This is a genomic window from bacterium (assembly GCA_026708055.1).
Taxonomy (GTDB): Bacteria; Actinomycetota; Acidimicrobiia; order Acidimicrobiales; family CATQHL01; genus VXNF01.
This window is the reverse complement of the sequence record JAPOVS010000038.1, coordinates 103,801-119,787: the sequence shown is the minus strand read 5'-3', so window position 1 is coordinate 119,787 and position 15,987 is coordinate 103,801. Positions and strand designations below refer to the sequence as shown.

General features: G+C 67.0%; 14 protein-coding genes and 1 pseudogene. 7 read left to right on the top strand and 8 right to left on the bottom strand.

What is annotated here, in order from left to right; all coding sequences use genetic code 11:
• Together OXG55_07640 and OXG55_07635 are read right to left on the bottom strand one after the other, a co-directional pair.
• Nucleotides 1–839, bottom strand: an 839-nt coding sequence (locus OXG55_07640; protein MCY4103113.1) for a hypothetical protein, incomplete at its 3' end; no start/stop codon positions are given.
• Nucleotides 840–1,179: 340 nt separating this feature from the next.
• Nucleotides 1,180–1,269: pseudogene (locus tag OXG55_07635) on the bottom strand (SDR family oxidoreductase).
• A 145-nt stretch (nucleotides 1,270–1,414) separates the two neighbouring features.
• On the opposite strand from OXG55_07635, the gene OXG55_07630 reads away from it, so the two are divergent.
• The 4 genes from OXG55_07630 (at nucleotide 1,415) to OXG55_07615 (ending at nucleotide 4,973) form a co-directional block, all read left to right on the top strand.
• Nucleotides 1,415–2,575, top strand: coding sequence for a tyrosine-type recombinase/integrase (locus OXG55_07630; protein MCY4103112.1), 1,161 nt, complete (start codon nucleotides 1,415–1,417; stop codon nucleotides 2,573–2,575).
• A gap of 186 nt (nucleotides 2,576–2,761) precedes the next feature.
• The gene (locus tag OXG55_07625) at nucleotides 2,762–3,139 is read left to right on the top strand and encodes a type II toxin-antitoxin system RelE/ParE family toxin (protein MCY4103111.1); all 378 of its coding nucleotides are present in this window, start codon (nucleotides 2,762–2,764) and stop codon (nucleotides 3,137–3,139) included.
• A 33-nt stretch (nucleotides 3,140–3,172) separates the two neighbouring features.
• Nucleotides 3,173–3,505, top strand: coding sequence for an XRE family transcriptional regulator (locus tag OXG55_07620; protein MCY4103110.1), 333 nt, complete (start codon nucleotides 3,173–3,175; stop codon nucleotides 3,503–3,505).
• A gap of 25 nt (nucleotides 3,506–3,530) precedes the next feature.
• Complete coding sequence (locus tag OXG55_07615; GenBank protein MCY4103109.1) at nucleotides 3,531–4,973, top strand: DUF2971 domain-containing protein; 1,443 nt, start codon at nucleotides 3,531–3,533, stop codon at nucleotides 4,971–4,973.
• Between the two features lie 198 nt (nucleotides 4,974–5,171).
• Here OXG55_07615 and OXG55_07610 read toward each other — a convergent pair whose 3' ends face one another.
• The 3 genes from OXG55_07610 to OXG55_07600 form a co-directional block, all read right to left on the bottom strand.
• A complete protein-coding gene (locus OXG55_07610; GenBank protein ID MCY4103108.1) occupies nucleotides 5,172–6,980 on the bottom strand; it encodes a hypothetical protein in 1,809 nt (602 codons plus the stop codon).
• Between the two features lie 989 nt (nucleotides 6,981–7,969).
• Nucleotides 7,970–8,797: a hypothetical protein gene (locus tag OXG55_07605; protein ID MCY4103107.1), complete on the bottom strand. Its 828-nt coding sequence runs from the start codon at nucleotides 8,795–8,797 to the stop codon at nucleotides 7,970–7,972.
• A gap of 107 nt (nucleotides 8,798–8,904) precedes the next feature.
• Nucleotides 8,905–9,945, bottom strand: a complete 1,041-nt coding sequence (locus tag OXG55_07600; GenBank protein MCY4103106.1) for a hypothetical protein — start codon at nucleotides 9,943–9,945, stop codon at nucleotides 8,905–8,907.
• Between the two features lie 538 nt (nucleotides 9,946–10,483).
• On the opposite strand from OXG55_07600, the gene OXG55_07595 reads away from it, so the two are divergent.
• From OXG55_07595 to OXG55_07585, 3 genes are all read left to right on the top strand, one after another.
• Complete coding sequence (locus OXG55_07595) at nucleotides 10,484–10,660, top strand: hypothetical protein (GenBank protein MCY4103105.1); 177 nt, start codon at nucleotides 10,484–10,486, stop codon at nucleotides 10,658–10,660.
• A 239-nt stretch (nucleotides 10,661–10,899) separates the two neighbouring features.
• The gene (locus tag OXG55_07590; protein ID MCY4103104.1) at nucleotides 10,900–12,051 is read left to right on the top strand and encodes an AAA family ATPase; all 1,152 of its coding nucleotides are present in this window, start codon (nucleotides 10,900–10,902) and stop codon (nucleotides 12,049–12,051) included.
• 1 nt (nucleotide 12,052) lies between these two features.
• The gene (locus OXG55_07585) at nucleotides 12,053–12,700 is read left to right on the top strand and encodes a hypothetical protein (GenBank protein MCY4103103.1); all 648 of its coding nucleotides are present in this window, start codon (nucleotides 12,053–12,055) and stop codon (nucleotides 12,698–12,700) included.
• A 125-nt stretch (nucleotides 12,701–12,825) separates the two neighbouring features.
• Here OXG55_07585 and OXG55_07580 read toward each other — a convergent pair whose 3' ends face one another.
• From OXG55_07580 to OXG55_07570, 3 genes are all read right to left on the bottom strand, one after another.
• The gene (locus OXG55_07580) at nucleotides 12,826–13,620 is read right to left on the bottom strand and encodes an SDR family NAD(P)-dependent oxidoreductase (protein MCY4103102.1); all 795 of its coding nucleotides are present in this window, start codon (nucleotides 13,618–13,620) and stop codon (nucleotides 12,826–12,828) included.
• A complete protein-coding gene (hisD, locus tag OXG55_07575; protein MCY4103101.1) occupies nucleotides 13,617–14,891 on the bottom strand; it encodes a histidinol dehydrogenase in 1,275 nt (424 codons plus the stop codon). The genes OXG55_07580 and hisD overlap by 4 nt, the downstream gene beginning before the upstream one ends.
• An 82-nt stretch (nucleotides 14,892–14,973) precedes the next feature.
• Nucleotides 14,974–15,852, bottom strand: a complete 879-nt coding sequence (locus OXG55_07570) for an SMP-30/gluconolactonase/LRE family protein (GenBank protein MCY4103100.1) — start codon at nucleotides 15,850–15,852, stop codon at nucleotides 14,974–14,976.
• Nucleotides 15,853–15,987: the final 135 nt, after the last annotated feature.

Here is a 15,987-nt window from a genome sequence, read left to right as displayed (position 1 = left end):
CCCCAGCAGGTGATGGCGCCGTCGCGGTCCAGCGCGCACGAGTGGCCGCGGCCGGTTGCGATGGCGGTGTAGCCGCGGCCGGTGGGCGCGCCGGTCCCAGCGTTGGTCGCTCGTCGCGAGCAGGTCGGACCGCTATCGGCGGCGAAGCCGCAGAAAATTCTGCTGCCGCCCCAGCAGGTGATGGCGCCGTCGCGGTCCAGCGCGCACGAGTGGGAAAATCCCTCGTAGTCGTCCATTGGCATCGTGAAGTAGTTTGTGTCCCCGCCGGTTGAGATGGCGGTGTAGCCGCGGCCGGTGGGCGCGTCGGTCACTGCGCTGTGGCTGTCGTCGTCGCCCGAGCAGGTGATGGCGCCGTCGCTGTCTAGCGCGCACGAAAGATGGAAGCCGACTGTGATGGCGGTGTAGCGCTTCGTTGCGGGGGTGGTCGCGGGCCGGTCATCGAGGTTCAGGGGGCTGCTGGTGAGCCAGCGGTCGACGGGGGCGGTGGTGGGGAAGAACCGCGAGCGGGGCAGTTGTCGTTGCCCCCAGGTGTCGTCGTGGCGTTGTTGCAGGGCGAACTCGACGCGGCCGTCGGCGCCTTTGCGGGCCACGATGCGCACCACCGCGGCGTCGAGGTTCAGGGGGCTGCTGGTGAGCCAGCGGTCGACGGGGGCGGTGGTGGGGAAGAACCGCGAGCGGGGCAGTTGTCGTTGCCCCCAGGTGTCGTCGTGGCGTTGTTGCAGGGCGAACTCGACGCGGCCGTCGGCGCCTTTGCGGGCCACGATGCGCACCACCGCGGCGTCGGAGTCTTCGGGTTGCTGGGCAGCGGTGGGGGCGGAAACCAATGCGCCCGAGGCCACGACCAGGCCGGCGAGCAGCGCTGCCAGGCCGCGAAGGCGGCGATCAGAACCTAAACGCTGGGGGGGGGGGGTCCTTGAACGAACCTCGACACGACGGACATGAACCTGCCTCCTCATCTCGACGAGAGCGGCTGCGGACAAAATGCCGGGGCAGGCTAACACCCCCGTCAGCGCCCGCGCAACTCCGTCCCCGTCGAGGTGCTCCGGGGCCGGGCGCGGCGACCGGTGCCTCATCCTCAACGTCCGAGACAACATCGCAGGCTTCCGCGAAGCACTCGCCTTCTCCGACCTCGACTGGCTCTGGGACCGGTAGGAGATACAGCAGCTGACCGCGGGGCTGTCAGACGGCGGTCCAGCCTCCGTCGACCTTGAGGGCCGATCCGGTGATCATGGCCGAGGCGTCCGAGGCCAGGAACACGACGGCGCCGAGGGGGGTACAGAAATGGGGTCCGACAGTGTCCGAGACTGTCCGGAGCGATGATCATTATCCCAGTTCAACGCCACTTTCGTAGCTGATACCGTCTAGACTGTTCCACGACCATCCCGAACAATATGTAATAACCGAGAGCATAACCGTGGACCGGCCCAGCAGGCTCAGCGCCACATTCGTGCGCCAAATCAAGCATCCCGGCCGCTACGGCGGCGGCCGCGGCGGCCACGGGCTCAGCCTGCTCGTTAAGCCCGCGGCCGACGGGCGCACCAGCAAGAGTTGGAGCCAGCGCCTCTACATCAACCGCCGGCCGGTCATGATCGGCCTCGGTGCCTACCCCATCGTTTCCCTCGCCGACGCCCGCGCCAAGGCATTCGAGAACCGCCAAACGCTCGCCCAGGGCCGCGACCCCCGCGGCAACCGGGCCGTCACCTTCGAACACGCCGCCGAGAAGACCATCGCCCTGCACGCCGACGGCTGGCGCAACCCCCGCACCACCAACCACTGGCACCGCACCTTCGGGCGCTTCGTCTACCCCACCATTGCCAACAAGCCCGTCGGCGAGGTCACCACCGCGGACGTTCTCGCCATCGTCGGCCCGATCTGGCTCAAGCGCCACGAACAGGCCCGCAAGACCCTCGGGCGCATCCGCGCCGTGCTGCGGTGGGCGATGGCCGAAGGCCTCACCGACCGCGACGCAACCGAAGCAGCCCGAGCCGCCCTGCCCAAACCCAACGGCGTCGTCCAGCACCACAAGGCGCTGCCGGCATCCGAGGTCGGCGACGCCATCCGTCGCGTGCGAGCCTCCGGCGCCTGGTGGTCGACCAAGGCCATCTACGAACTCCTCGCCCTCACGGGCACCCACTCCGGCGAAGCCCGGCAGGCGACATGGGACGAGATCAACACCGACACAGCGGTCTGGGAGATCCCCGCCGAGCGCACCAAGACCGCCCGGCCAATGCGGGTACCTCTCTCGACAGCGGCGCTGCGAGTGATCGCCGAAGCCCGCGACCACGCAAACGCCAACCCTGATGCCGACGCGCTCATCTTCCCATCCCCCACCGGCCGAGCAGCATCGGACGCGACACTGTCCAAACTGTGCCGCGAACTCGACATCCGCGGCACACCCCACGGACTGCGGGCAACCCTGCGAAGCTGGATGGCCGAAGACGGCGTGCCCCGCGAGACCGCCGAACAGGTCCTCGGCCACGCCGTCGCCGGCGTCGAAGCCGCCTACATGCGATCAGACCTCCTTGAGCGGCGCCGAGAAGTCCTACAACGCTGGGCGGACTACATCACCAACTGACGATCGCCCTCAGATACGTTCCCAAAGGTTCTTGAGCGTAGTGAACCGCACTGGGACGCACCGTCGCCGGCGTCGAAGGCGGCGACCTCCTCCAAGAGCGCTACGAGGTCAGGGCCGCTGGACCGACTGTCTAACCGCTGAGTGATCAGAACCATAAGCCCGCGCTTCTACAAGATCTAGCTTATAATGGTTGGCGTGTGGGAGGTCGAGTTCACCGACGAGTTCGGCGAGTGGTGGGACGGCTTGACTCCCGAGCAGCAGGAAGCCCTCGACGACCGGGTGATGCTGCTCGCCGAGGTCGGACCGAGCCTGCGCCGCCCCGTCGTCGGGGAGATCACCTCGTCACGACACGCCAACATGAAAGAACTCCGCGTGTCCAAGGCCGGCGCACTGCGAGTGTTCTTCGCCTTCGACCCGCGGTGCCACGCCATCCTCCTGCTCGGCGGCGACAAGTCGGGCCGCTGGAACGAGTGGCACGACTGGGCGATCCCCCGAGCCGACGACCTCTACCACATCCACCTCGAGGAACTACGAACAGAAGGGCTCCTCGATGACGAGACCTAGACACAAGACAACACACGAATGGACAGCAGCACAATGCCAAACACAACGTCATACCGAGATCTTCACGACCGCGTTGCCGCGCGGCCCGGCGCCGCCGAGCGCCTCGCCGCCCTGCGGCTGGACACCCTCGCAGAGATCGGCCTCTATGAACTGCGCCGCTCCCTCGAACGCTCCCAGACCGACCTCGCCGCCGAACTGGGCATCAGCCAACCTGCCGTCTCACAACTCGAACGCGGCGAAGACGTCAAAGTGTCAACCCTGCGCAGCTACCTCGACAGCCTCGGCGCCCGACTCCAAATCCTCGCCATCTTCGACGACGGCGACACAGAAACCGCCATCCCCATCCGCATCGGAGCCAGCGCCTAGCCGATGACCCGATCGGTCCGTGCCCATGGATGAGATCTACCGTTTTCGCTCGGTTGATCGACTGCTCGGCGATCGCGCTGAGCTGGTGTCGCAGACGATCTATTTCGCGGAGCCTGCGAAGCTGAACGATCCGCTGGAGCCGATCCGCGGGTTCGTGTGGCGTGGGGACACGATCGCGTGGACGAACCTGTTCCGCCACTACGTGAACTGCTTGCACCACATCTACCTCCTTCTGCGGCTGAGCGAGCCGAACCGACGTGTTGGTGCTTCTGACATCCCGATCAACATGCGCTGGGACGACCCGCTGTCCCAGGAGTACGTCGACCTCTTGAACGAGATCTGGCGCGATCTCAATGAGCAGTTCGATCTCATGGGGATCGCATCTCGGCTAGGTGGTCTCGGACGAGCGGCTCGAAGCGACGAGTTGGAGTTCTACCTGTCGTGCATTCACGCCCACGCAGTCGCGGCGATCCACAGGAGCCACATCGAGCACGGTCCGCAGGAGCGAGGACCAGCGGATGTGGACCTGTCGTCCGCGCTGCCGAGTTCTCTGCGCGCGCTCCTTGATCTCCTTGAACAACTCACAGACGAGGAGGCGCTTGTCCGAGGGGGGTTCGAAGTGACGCAGCAGGTAGTGGCCAAGTGTCGCGTCGAGGCCAAGATGGCAGTCGTTCGCCCGTGCACCAGCGTGACCGAGCGGAATCGCAGCTTTCTTCTCACCGACTTTCCGCATGGGTATGTGCAGCAGTTGTCGCTCGCCGTCGGACCCCGGTGGTACGCGGCGTGCTTCACGGAGAGCTACAGCAACAGCGCCCAGTGGGCACACTACGCGGATGGGCATTACGGGGTCTGTCTGGTCTTCGCAGTGGACAACGACGAGTACGGGCCCTCGCTGACACTTCACGAAGGCGCCGACGGCGTCGGATGCGATGAACCCACGATTCAGCGGTCGCGCCGTGCCGACCGGATCCACTTCGAGAGAGTGCGATACGTCGAGTCGCTCGATGAAGTCGACTTCTTCGCCCGCATCAGCAGACTGCCCGAAGCCTCCGCGCGAACAGTCTGGTTCACCGACGAGGACGGCAATACATCTGCTGTCGCCGCGCACATGGCTCCCCACGCGGACATCGGTGACTGGAGGGATGCCCTGTGGTCCGAGTACCGGCGGGACGCCTGCACCAAGACCAACGAATGGTCATACGAGAAAGAACACCGCCTCGTGACCTACAGCCTGCTCAGCGACACCCTGCCCGAAGACCAACTGACAATGGCCTACGACTTCCCGGCGCTCAAGGGCATCATCTTCGGAATCACCACGTCCGACGATGACAAGTTGGCCACCATCGACCTGATCAAGAGCAAGTGCATTGCCGCCGGTCGAGCAAAATTCGATTTCCGTCAGGCCTACTACTCGTCTCGAACAGGGCAGATCGAGTCCTTCCCACTGAACCTGGATGTCACGCAGTGAATCGCCGCACGCAACTCAACCAGGTGACTCGACCGCCCAATCCGGCGGCTTCGCTTCTCGCTATGGGTGGATGCTCCCGGGAGCAAGCCAAGGTCGAACAGTAGGTTTGCCGCGTCGTCTATCCGTGGCCGCCGCGAGGGCTGCTTCCAGCTTGCTTGACTCTCGGCGGTGGCGATGTGGTGGGTTGGTCTGTCGGTGTCATGTTGTGGCTCGATTGGTTCCGATGCCGCGTTTGTCCCGGTGGCCGTCGGCGATTGTGGCGTGGACGCCGTCGGGTAGGGCGCGCCAGCACTGGAGGGTTCGGTCGGCGCGCAGCGCGCAGGTTTCGAGTCGGCCGGCGGTGATGGCGGTGAAGGTACCGTCGGGAACGTTCCCGGCGTCGTTGTAACCCCAGCATGCAATGGTGTTGTCGGTGCGCAGCCCGCAGGTGTGGAACGTGCCGGCGCTGATGGCGGCGAAGGTCCCCTCGGGCGGGTCGGTCTGTCCGTAGTCATTGCTGCCCCAGCAGGCGACGGTGGCGTCCGTGCGCAGCCCGCAGGTGTGGTCACTGGCGGCGCTGATGGCGGCGAAGGATCCCTCGGGCGGCTCGGGGGCCATGTCGGCGTCGCCCCAGCAGGCAATGGTGCCGTCTGTGTGTAGCCCGCAGGTGTGGAACTCGCCGGCGCTGATGGCGGCGAAGATCCCCTCGGGCGGCTCGGGGGTCGGGTCCTCGGTGCCCCGGGAGTCAGCGCCCCAGCAGGCGACGGTGGCGTCCGTGCGCAGCCCGCAGGTGTGGTCCCTGGCGGCGGTGATGGCGGCGAAGGTCCCCTCGGGCGGCTCGGTGACCACTTCGTCAGCGCCCCAGCAGGCGATGGTGGCATCTGTGCGCAGCCCGCAGGTGTGGTCCCTGGCGGCGGCGGCGGCGCTGAAGGACCCCGCAGGCGGGTCTGCCTCACCGAAGTCGAGCATTTCTCGCTCGCCGTCGTGGCTCCAGCAGACAACGGTGGCGTCGGCGCGGACGCCGCACCAATAGTCGGATCCGGCGCTGACGGCGCTGAAGGCCCCGTCGGGGACGACTCCCGCGTCATAGAGCTTGCCCCAGCAGGCGATGGTGGCATCTGTGCGCAGCCCGCAGGTGTCGTACAGGCCGGCGGAGATGGCGCTGAAGGTCCCCTCGGGCGGGTCCGCGCGGCCCCAGTAGTTATCGCCCCAACAGACAACGGAGGCATCGGCGCGCAGCCCGCACGCATGCAGCTCGCCGACGCTGATGGCGGTGAAGGTCCCCGCGGGAGCGTCGGTCTGGCCGTACTCGTTGCTGCCCCAGCAGGCAACGGTGGCGTCGCTGCGCAGCCCACACGAATGGTCCGCGCCGACACTCACCGCACTGAAGGTCCCGTCGGGGGCGTCGGTCTGGCCGTCGTCGTTGTCGCCCCAACACGAGATGGTGGCGTCTGTGCGCAGCCCGCACGAATGCGCCCAGCCGGCGGAGACCGCACCGAAGGCCCCGTCGGGCGCGTCCGCTGTGCCCAACCAGTTCGAGCCCCAGCAGATAATCGTGGCGTCCGTGCGCAGCCCACACGAAGCGTCCCAACTCGCCGACACGGCGCTGAAGGTCCCGTCGGGCGCGTCGGCTGCTCCGTGATGGCTGCTGCCCCAGCAGACAATCGTGGCGTCTGTGCGCAGCCCGCAGTAATGCCTCCAGCCGGCGGCCACCGAACTGAACGTCTCGTCCAGCACATCGATCTCCGGCCCACTCGGGCCAGAACCCCAACAAGCAATCGTGGCGTCACTGCGTAACCCGCACGCATCAAAGCTGCCCACAGACACCGCTCTGAACGGACCGTGAGGGCTCGGGGCCCGCCCAACCGGCACCGATACTTCCCCACCTTCCTGGGGTTCCCCGGCATCCTCTTCGATCACCGTGACCTCGCCGCCGCTGTCAGCATCCGGCGCTGCTGCGCCGCCGCACGACACCGCGACCAGCCCGACAACCACCACGACCAGCCCCACACCCGTCGAGTTGGCCACGAACCCTCCCAGCCGAACTGCGGCAATCCGCCTATTCGGCGGGCTCGGCCGGCTCTGCCAGTGGACGTCGGCGATCCCCACCAACCAGCGCGGCACACACGCCAACCCGGCGGTCGCGAAACACCATAGTCATCACCACTCAGACGAACCCGCACCCACCCCGGTTCCCGCCGATCAAGAAAAACTCCCCCACCTGCGGCGCGGGCGAGCCGATGTCAAGTTCCGGTACCCGTGTCGCGGGTTGGCTCCGGTAGAAAATCTGACAGAGATCCGGTGCCAACGAGCAAAACCCCAAGCCGGAGCGTCGCTCTGACCTGGGATTTCTCAGTGGCGGGGGGAGGATTTGAACCTCCGACCTTCAGGTTATGAGCCGGACGGGTGCCGTGTGAGAGCGTGCGGCTGCGTGTGGAATAGTGCCGCTGAGTAGGGGATTCAAGGCGTCGCCCGTGTGCATGCGTGCCAATGCGTGCTGTTCCGTGCGGCAGCGTCGGGTAGAAGTCTCGGTAGAAGTCGCGCCAGAAATGTGTGATCTCGATCCGGCGCTGAATCCTCGTTGTTCAGGCTGATCCGCCCGAACCGAAAGCGAGAACCGGGGCGGAGGCCGTTGGTGTCGGATCTGACTGTGCTGGCGCTGTCGGTGGGTGCACCCTGAACGGCGTCATGCAGCAAGGGCAAAAACAATCGGTGCCGCCGAGGCAGTCGAATCCTCCACAATCTCTCGGGACTCCAGCAAGCTGACTGCGCGGAACCCAAGGCACACCACCTTTGACACTAGACCAAAGGCCATATTGGTCGGCCCCGGCACGGGACGGATAACCGAACCCCCTTGCCTGACAAGACGCGGAGATTCGGCAACCTCAACTGGGCGCTCGTCGCCACCGTCACCGGGGTTCTGCGCGGAAGACTGACCCGGGGTCGGGCACCACGTAGGCTCAGGTGAGTCGTCCCGGACACATGCCCGCTGCGCGCGCCGGTTAGCCACTTGGCGACTAGGTCGTCGGGGCGGTCGTGAGTTGCGTTGCCAACAAGAATCTCGCAAGTTGCAGGTCACTCAGTTGTAGCGTCAGGTACGGCTGCTCCTGATCGACGTGCATTAGGAAGGGAGGGCTCTCGTAGGCGTCCAGTTCTCCGACGATTTCGGCGTATTCGGTGACGCAGCGTGAGAGTTCTGGCCTGAACGCCTCCTGGAACGCGGACTCCAACCGAGTCAAGCATTCCATTCCGACGTGGATCTGTTCGGAGAGGTCGATGTCGGTCGTGAGAGACTCGAGGTCCGTCTTGAGGTGTCTGCCGGTCTTGAACTCCCGCAGGAGTTCTGACGGCACCACCCGCAACGCGATCGAGATGGTCTTGGCGTGGGAGGTCTCGCCATCGACTAGTGGTGGCTCGCCCCTCAAGACCCGCTCGGCAATGTCGTCGGCGTCCTTCAAGGCGTGGTCGATATTCAACGCATGCAATGGCAGACCCACGTGTTGAACGTAGTTGCGGAACTTGTAGAGGAACCTGTACGCGAAGTAGTCGTCGTGTTCGGCGTGTCGGGCGGCCTGCCACGAGGTCGCTCTGTCCCCGCCGTCAGCCTTGTCGGCCTGCTTTAGGTGGCGCTCTGTGTGCTCGAGGTACATGTGCATCGACGAGAGGAAGTTCACGATCGCTGTTGTGACGGCAATCTGCAGCGACTCCGGTTGAGGTTGGTGTCCGGCGAATGGGCCGTCACCGGGATCCGAGAGCGCCTGCTCGATCGTGCAGAAGGCGTGATGGTTCTGTTGCAGCACATGCCATGAGGTACGACCCAGCTTCTCGCACAGGGTGCGGATCACGGATTCCAATCGTCGGTGCTCATCGTCGGACAGCGGGCGAACGGATGAGAACGTGGGGGGACCCTCGGGGGTCTCCTGGGCGATGGCGATACACCAGCCCTCCATCGCTAACTACTCCCCGCCGGCTCCGTCTCGTATGACGCGAACGGAGCGATTGTCACGCGGGCATCGACGATTCTGCCTCTTGCGCCGGAGATGGACGCTCCTTTGACGACCGCAATGCTGCGGAGGCGTGCGCCATCGTAGAAGCGGATTGCCGCGTCGAGGGGCGGGAACATGAGTTCGAGTGCCGACACGGTCAGTTCGTAGCTCTCAGGGATCGCCGTGTCCGGCGACCTCCCGCGGTCGACGTCCGGCTTGGGCGCGACGTCGTCAGGCACCGCCGGCGCGGCTTCCGCGAGCGAGGGTTGACACGACGAAACATCGTCGGGGCGGGCCCTGTTGTCCCAGACGGCGAGGGACACCAGGCATATCACCGTCACGTGGATGAGCTGGTTGAGCGCCAGGAGCGCCGGCGGGACCTCTGATCTTGCATCCTGGATCAAGGCCTGTAGTCGGTCCGCCCATTCCGCGACCGTCTCGTCGGGCCGGCATGGCGACTCCTCGATGAAGCGCTGTTTCTTGGCGTGGAGGTGCCGCAGGTATGTGGGGGACACCTGATCGAGATGGTCGAGGGACGCCTGCATGGGTGGCGACTTGGCCAGTTCCATCTTGAGCCGTTCGACGATCTGGGTCAGAGGTCGAGGAAATGCCGAATCGGCGTTGCCAATGAGATCTCTCGCGTTCCAGTACATCGGGCAGAGTGGGACTGGCACGTTGTCGTAGTCGACGAACGATGCTGCAAAGTCGTCGAGTCGGCTGTCCCACAAGCGCGCGACGATCGCTCTGGCAATGTCTACGTGGCCTTCCAGCAGGCCGAGGAGTTCTCGATCTAGGCGTGTCGGGGCTGCAACGTCGGGCGTATCCGAGGCGGCCAAGAACCACAGGGCATTGAGTTCGCGCACGAGGTCTGGCCCCACAACGTCCTTGTATGACGCATGTGGTAGGGCGGCGTTGCCTTCTGCGGCGCGGTTGCGCCGGAGAGTGGCACGGACGCGCTGGCCGAACGCCGTGATTTTGAGGTCGTCCGCGGCTTGCGATATCGCCAACTCCAAGTCCGTGGGTTGGAGGTGAAAGGGCGAACCTGGCGGAGCGGGTCTTGTCGAGCCGTTGTGCCCCATTGGTTCTTTATCCTCTCTTCACGGCCTGAGAGCGTCGAGAATTAGCGGGCGGTGAGTCCAGCGACCGCAGAGATTGCTGGCTCTTCGGTTTTGAGCGGGCACTGGGTCCGCGATGGCGGGGGTGGGGCCTCCAGAATCGGGTTTGACACACACCGAATCGGAGGAGGCCCCCGGTGGAGGAGAACCCTACGCGTATCTGTGAACTGGTGGTCGGTCTGGGCGAGGTGGAAGTCCTCGGCGTCGACGACGAGCCTGCCGGGCCGCTGCCGGTGCAAATCCGGACTCGGCGCCGCCGTCCTGTGGTGGCTGCGGTGGGGCGGTGTGGTCCAAGGGCGCCAGCCCGGTGCGGTTGGTGGACCTGCCCGCCTTCGGGCGTCCGGTGCGGTTGGTGTGGCACAAGTAGCGCTGGCGGTGCCCGTCGTCGAGTTGTGGGGTCGCCTCGCTCGGCGAGGTTGACGAGCGGATTGTGCCGCCGCGGTCGGGGCTCACGTCCCGTGCGGGCCGCTGGGCGACCGTCGCGGTGGGCCGCGACGCGCGCCCGGTCACCGATGTGGAAGCCGAGTTGAGGTGTGACTGGCCCACGGTGAACCGGGCGGTGCTGGCCTGGGGCCAAGTGCTGCTGGCCGCGGACGCCAGTGTTTGAATTCTCGCTGGCAGCACGCGCTGCCACCCAATTGTCATTCCAGCGAGGGCCGAAAGCCAGCAGCCCGCGGCCGAGCGGGCCGATAAACAGGGCGAGGAGCACGCGGTCGATTGTGGCGGCACAGGGCGCTCTCGCTCCGCGGTTGGGGTTCGCGGGTTTGCCGCCGGTTTCCTCGGCGTCGGTGCCGGGGCCGCTAGCCTTGAGCGTGAACTGCGTCCCGGAGCAGAAGGAGGCGACCTGTGGCTAGGCGCGGCACCGATCGGGGCCTGCATCTGCCGGATCTGACGATCTCGGGGTTCCGCGGGATCTGTCATCTCTCGGTCGGACGGCTGGGGCGCGTCACTCTGTTGGCGGGGCTCAACGGTGCCGGCAAGACGACGGTCCTCGAAGCGGTTCAGCTCTACGCGGGGCGCGCCTCGGCGGCGGTGTGCGAATCGATCCTCGAAGCCCGCGGCGACGTGACGGCGGTTCCCGACGAGGAGGACGCGGCGCGGCGGCTAGCCGTTCCCGACTATAGGCGACTCTTCGGGTGGTTCTCCGACCCTTCGGAGGGTTCTGTGGTGATCGGCCCCAACGGCTCCGCGCCACCGATGAAGCTGGAGATGCGAGCCCTCGAGGACCTGCTGGAGACCGAGGACCCGCGGCTCCCCGTCCGGCTGAGCGAGTCGGACGCCCTGGCGCTCTTGGTCACGATCGGCACCGAGCGCATGGTTGTTCCTGTGCCGAGCCCCGAGGCCCCGACTTCGTATCGTCCCCTACGTCCCGGGCGCACTTTCGGGCAGCGACGCTCTTTCGCGACAGACGGTTTCCCGCCCGCGATCAAATGCGTGTCGATCGGCCCCGCCGCTGCCGATGACCGGATTATGCGGGACCATTGGGAGAGCGTCGCCCTCGGCCCGGACGAGGAAAGGGCGATCGAGGCGTTGCGGATCGTGCACGGTCCGAGCGTGGAGCGCGTCGCGTTCATCGGCGGCAGCGGTCGTATGAGCAGAGACTCGACGCCGATCGTGAAGCTGAAGGGGGAGGAGCGCCCGGTGCCTCTTCGCAACCTCGGCGACGGCGCGGTCAGAATTCTCGCCGCGGCGCTGGCGCTCGCCAACAGCCGAGACGGGCTCCTACTCATCGACGAGGCCGAGAACGGGATCCATCACCTGCTCCAGGAGGACTACTGGCGCATGATCCTCCAGACCGCGGCCGACAACAACGTCCAAGTCCTGGCCACGACCCACAACTGGGACTGCATCACCGGGTTCGCTAGCGCCTCCGCCGAGTTGGACCATGTGGAGGGGCGGGCCGTCCGCATCGAACATTGCGGAGACTCGCTCCGAGCCGTCGAGTACGACGAGGAGATGCTCACCGTCGCCGCCGACCAACAGATCGAACTCCGCTGACGTGCCCGCGCCAGCCGACGCGGTCACTCGCGTTCTGCTCGTCGAAGGCAACGACGACGAACACGTAATCCGCCGCCTCTGCGACCGGGAGGGGCTCGACCGCAACTTCGCGACGGAGCCAAAGGGCGGCATCGACGCGCTGCTGAAGTCCATCCGGAACCATCTCGGGGCACGAGGACTGGAAGCTCTGGGCATCGTCGTCGACGCGGACTCGAGCCCTGTCGCCAGATGGCGGTCGATCGCCGACCGGCTGCACAGCGCTGGCGTCTTCGCCCCGAAGGCCGCCGACCCGGGCGGCACCGTGATCCCCGGCGACATCCGAGTTGGCGTCTGGATCATGCCGAACAACGAACGGCGAGGCGAGATCGAGGACTTTGCGGCGCTGATGATCCCGACGGGCGACCCCATCTGGCCTCGAGCGGAGACCTACATTGACGACATCCCCGACGAGCACCGCCGCTTCGCGCCCAACAGAACGACCAGAGCGAAGGTGCATGCCTGGCTCGCCGCACAGGAACGCCCACGCCCGATCTGGCTCGGAATAGCGTCCCGCGACCTCGACCCCGCCAATCAGACAGTGCAGGACTTTCTGTCCTGGATCAAGCGGCTCTTCAACCCGCCAGCCCCAACTGACCCGCGCCCGACCTGACCTGCCATGCCGGGTCCATCCGAGCAGTCTAACAATGTCTACTGGATTTTGTTAGATAGCGATAGACAATGTTAGACAGACCTCTTGATGCAGCCGTCGCAGGGCCGCTCGGCAATCGGCGGGCCTCAGACGGCGGTCCAGCCTCCGTCGACCTTGAGGGCCGATCCGGTGATCATGGCCGAGGCGTCCGAGGCCAGGAACACGACGGCGCCGGTCACGTCGTTGACCTGGGCGAGGCGGCCCAGCGGGATGCGCCCCAGGGTGTCGGCGAGGAAGGCCTCGTCCTCGAAGTAGGCGGCGGTCATGGGGGTCAGCACGAACGTGGGGCACACGCTGTTGACCCTGATGCGGTGCGGCGCCAGGTCGATGGCCATGGCCTTGGTCATGCCCTCCATGGCGTGCTTGGAGGTGCAGTACACCGAGCGCCGCGCCCCGCCCACATGACCCATCTGGGAGGACATGTTGATGATGCTGCCGCCCTCGCCGCCGGCGGTCATCTTGGCGGCCACGGTCTGCGCCACGAAGAAGGCCGCGGTGACGTTGATTTGCATCACCGCCTCGAACGCCTCGCGGGTGACCTCCAGGAAGGTCTGCGGCCGGTTGGTGCCGGCGTTGTTGACGAGCACGTCCCAGTGGCCGGGCGCCCCCCCGATCACCTCGGAGACGGCAGCCGCGTCGGTGCAGTCGCAGACCAGCACGTCGGCCCGCCCGCCGCTGGCCTCGATGTCCGCCGCGGCCTGCTCCAGCTCGCTGCGGGTGCGGCTCAGCAGCGTCACCTCCGCGCCGGCCTTCGCCAGCGCCTCGGCGCACGCCCGGCCGATTCCCCGCCCGGCGCCGGTCACGAGCGCCTGCTGCCCGTCCAGGCGCAGGCCGCGGCCGGGGAGGCTCCCCGAGTTGGCCCCGTCGCCGTCGCCGCTCACGCCAGCCGCCGTACCCTGATGTCGGCCTGCTCCTTGTGGCCGGCGAAGCCCTCCAGGGCGCACAGCCGCGAGCAGTACTCGCCCAGCAGCACCGAGGCCTCGTCGGTCAGCACCTTCTGGTAGGTGCAGGTCTTCAGGAACTTGCCGACCCACAGCCCGCCGGTGTAGCGGGCCGCCCGGCGGGTCGGGAGCGTGTGGTTGGTGCCGATGACCTTGTCGCCGTAGGACACGTTGGTCCGGTCGCCCAGGAACAGCGACCCGTAGTTCGTGAGCCGCTCGGCGAACCAGTCCGGATCCGCCGTCATGACTTGCACGTGCTCGGAGGCGATGTCGTCGGCGAGGCCCACCATCTCGGTGTCGCTGTCGGCCACGATCACCTGGCCGTAGTCGCGCCAGGCCGTCCCGGCGATCTCGCCGGTCGGCAGGATCTCCAGCTGCCGTTCCACCTCGGCCATGGTGGCGACCGCCAGCTCCTCGGAGGTGGTCAGCAGGACCGCCGGCGACGTGGGACCGTGCTCGGCCTGGCCCAGCAGGTCCGTGGCGCAGATCTCCCCGTCGCTGGTGTCATCCGCGATGACGAGCGTCTCGGTCGGCCCGGCCAGCAGATCGATGCCGACGCGCCCGAACAGCTGCCGTTTTGCCTCGGCCACGAACGGGTTGCCGGGACCCACCAGCATGTCCACCGGCGCCATCGTGCCGGTGCCCAGGGCCATGGCGCCGACCGCCTGCACGCCGCCGAGGCAGTAGATCTCGTCGGCCCCGCCGAGGTGCTGGGCGGCAATGATGGCGGAGGAGGGACGACCCTGGAACGGCGGGGCGCAGGTCGCGATGCGCTCCACGCCCGCAACCTTGGCCGTCACCACCGACATGTGCGCCGATGCCACCAGCGGGTACTTGCCGCCGGGCACGTAGCAGCCCACCGACCCGACGGGGATGTTCTTGTGCCCCAGGATCACCCCTGGCAGCGTCTCGGCCTCCACATCCTGCAGGGCGTCCCGTTGGATCTGGGCGAAGTTGCGGATCTGCGTCTGGGCGAAGCGCACATCGTCGAGGGTCTCGCCGGGGATCTCCTCCAGGGCGGCGGCGATCTGGTCGTCGCTGAGGCGGAAGTCCGCCGGGTCCCAGCTGTCGAAGCGGAGCGACAGTTCCCGCACCGCCTCGTCGCCGCGGCGCTCGATGTCGTCGAGGATCTTCGTCACCGTGTCTCGGACCTGGTCATCGCGGGCGCGCTTGAGGTCCTCGGCGATTCCTGTCTTGAGCCAGCGGGCCATGTCTTCTCCTGCTCGTCGATCGGCGGCGTGCTGCGGCGGCGCGCGGCCGCGCCGGGCGTGAACCTAGCGGGGCGGTCGGCGTTCAGGCTCCGGCGGCGAAGCGGGGCTCCGGCAGGCCGCTCACGCCGGCGTCGACGGCGAAGACGCCGCCCGCCTGCGGCTGGCCCGGTTCCAGCGGAAAGTTGCCTCCCGGGCCGATGGACGTGATGAAGATCGTGTCGAGGTCGGTGCCGCCGAAGGCCGGCATCGTGGGGACCTCCACGGGCAACTCCACGATGCGGTCGATCTCGCCGTGGGGCGTCAGACGGGCGAGCGACCAGCCGAACGCGCACGCTGACCAGTAGCAGCCGGTCTCGTCCACCGCCGCGCCGTCGGGCACGCCCGGGAGCCCCGACCAGTCGGAGAACACCTCCGGATCGTCGGCGGTGCCGGTCTCGGGGTCGTAGCGGTAGCGCCACACCGTGCGGCGCATCGAATCGGAGAAGTACATGCGGTCACCCTCGGGCGAGAACGCCAGCCCGTTGCAGACGCCCACGCCCTCACGCAGCACGATGTGCGTGCCGTCCGTGTCGATCCGGTGCAGTTGCCCGGTGAAGATCCCTTCGGTGACGGGATCGTGCATGCTGCCGACCCAGAAGCGTCCAACCCGGTCGCAGCGCCCGTCGTTCATCCGGTTGGACGCCTGACCCGGCTCAAGATCGAGCCAGTGCGTGAACGATCCGTCGCCGGGGTCCAGCCAGCCGACGCTGTTGCGCATCGCCACGAGCAGCCGCCCGTCGCCGCAGAGGGCCATCGAGCCGGGCTTGTCGGGCATCGGCCAGACCTGCTCGGCGTCGCCGGCCGGGTCGTAGCGACGGATGTTGCGCCCTTCGATGTCGAGCCACCAGAGTACCCCGGCCTCACCCTCCCAAACTGGGCACTCGCCGAGCAGCGCTCCGGCCCCGGTCACGTGCTCGGCCACCTGTTCCCCTCTCCTGTACGTCGCCGCGCTGTCAGGAATCCCCTGCGATCCCTCCGCGCGGGTCCTTCCCGGAGGGGATCGGCGGGCGCGCCCCACCGGTGTCTCCCCAACCGTACTCCGCACCCGTCTCGTCCC